Origin of the sequence: Mesorhizobium sp. M2A.F.Ca.ET.037.01.1.1 (assembly GCF_003998075.1) — a bacterium.
In the GTDB taxonomy this organism is placed as follows: Bacteria; Pseudomonadota; Alphaproteobacteria; order Rhizobiales; family Rhizobiaceae; genus Mesorhizobium.
On sequence record NZ_RZSA01001267.1, the window covers coordinates 1 to 1586 of the forward strand.

The 1586-nt window shown below is 66.5% G+C and carries 1 protein-coding gene and 1 pseudogene; both read right to left on the bottom strand.

The window, feature by feature from the left end:
- A pseudogene (locus EOA27_RS35790) lies at window positions 1-497 on the bottom strand (nodulation protein NfeD); the annotation flags it as partial.
- A 223-nt stretch (window positions 498-720) separates the two neighbouring features.
- The gene (locus tag EOA27_RS35795) at window positions 721-1032 is read right to left on the bottom strand and encodes a hypothetical protein (RefSeq protein WP_126083364.1); all 312 of its coding nucleotides are present in this window, start codon (window positions 1030-1032) and stop codon (window positions 721-723) included.
- Window positions 1033-1586 lie beyond the last annotated feature (554 nt).

Sequence of the window (1586 nt, forward strand, 5' to 3'; positions counted from 1 at the left end):
TCATTGGTCACCTTGGCCATCATCGCGTCGCCGGCCGGCTGCCCGGTTGCGTCCTTCTGGTCCTTGTCCTTCTCGCCGCCTGGAAGCGACGGCAGGCCGCCGAGCTCGACCGGCGTCGCGGCGCCGAGATTGGTGCCGGGCGCCATCGCCGCGACGTGGGTTGCGTAGAGGATGTAGGTGCCGGCGCTGGCCGCGTGGCCGCCGGAGGGCGCGACATAACCGATGACGGGCACAGGCGAGGCTAGGATGTCGGCGATCATCTCGCGCATCGAGGTGACGAGGCCGCCCGGCGTATCGAGCTGAAGGATGAGGACCGCGGCATCGCGCCTTGCGGCGGTGTCGAGCGCCTCCTCGAGTTGCCTGGTGCTTGCCGGCCCAATGGCGCCGTCGACGGCGATGCTCAACGCAACCTTCCCGCTCCCGGCTGAGGAGAAGGCAGAAACGGCGGCCGCGCCCAAAAGAGCGGCGGCGAAGAAGGCCACTCGCGCGATGCTCACGCTCAACGCTCCATGGCTCAAATATGGGTTGTGTCGCCGCGAAGTCCAATGGGGCGTTGAGGCGCAACGCGCCATCTTGCCTCGCAAGGCCGCTCAAGCGAGATCACAAGGCGGCCAGCCCTACTCGGACGATCCGGCGCCGCGGGAGGCCTGCGCTAGGAATAAAATCGGGAAACAACGCGGCCGGCCCGTGCTTCGCTGCGCACAACCCGGCCGCGTTGCGTCAATAGTCGGAGTCGCTCTCGACCACGACCGGACGGTGATGGTGCCGGTGGCCGATCGAACCCGTGACGATCACGGTGTCGTCGCGGCGGTGGTGGCGGTGACGCCAGGCGCGCTTGCCATTGTCGTAAAAGGCGACCGTGCCGTGGTGGCGGTGGTGAAGACGGTGGCCTTCGTCATTGATGACGACCGCCGGGCGGTGGTGATAGTGATGCCTGTTATGTGTCCTGATGACGACATCGGCCTCGGCCGCGGAGGCGAAGGCGGGCGCTGCGACACAGAGCGCCAGGGCGGCAAGAAGCACTGTTTTCATTGCTCTTTTCCTAATTCCTGAATTCATCCCTTCGCCGGGTAAACCGCCGCCCTCCGCTTTGGTTCCCGCCCGGGTTGCATCCGCAATGGGACCGCGCCAGGCGGAAAAGCACAGCCGGCGGCAGGCTCAGCTTTCGCGCCGACGCCGGAGCGCCATGTAGCGCAGGTAGGTCTTGGCGGCGGCGTCGCAGGCGCGCCGCTCGGGGCCGTTGGCCTCGATCATCGTCTTGGCGAGCCGCGGCGGCAGGCCGTATTTGCTGGCGAAGGCGCCGGCTCGTAGGGTTGGTCGTCTAAATCATCTGTCGGTCTATCAAGGCTCATGTGTGCTCCCCTATCGGCGACGCGCGAAAAATCGGCGCGCGTGCCAATGCGAAGCCCTGGCTTTGGTTGCGGCGCTCGGTCCTCTTCGCACGCCCGTCCGACCTCAGTCCGACATCGCTTTGCGACCGTCGCCGGATTGGGGAACGAAAGCTTCCCAGCCTCGTTTGCCGGCGGGGAATTCCCGGCAGGGCGCCCGCCAAGAGGAGCAATGAACATGGACGACGATCGCAACAG

Excerpts from the sequence above, each read along its gene's own strand:
- EOA27_RS35795 (WP_126083364.1), bottom strand. The coding sequence starts at position 1,032 with ATGAAAACAGTGCTTCTTGCCGCCCTGGCGCTCTGTGTCGCAGCGCCC.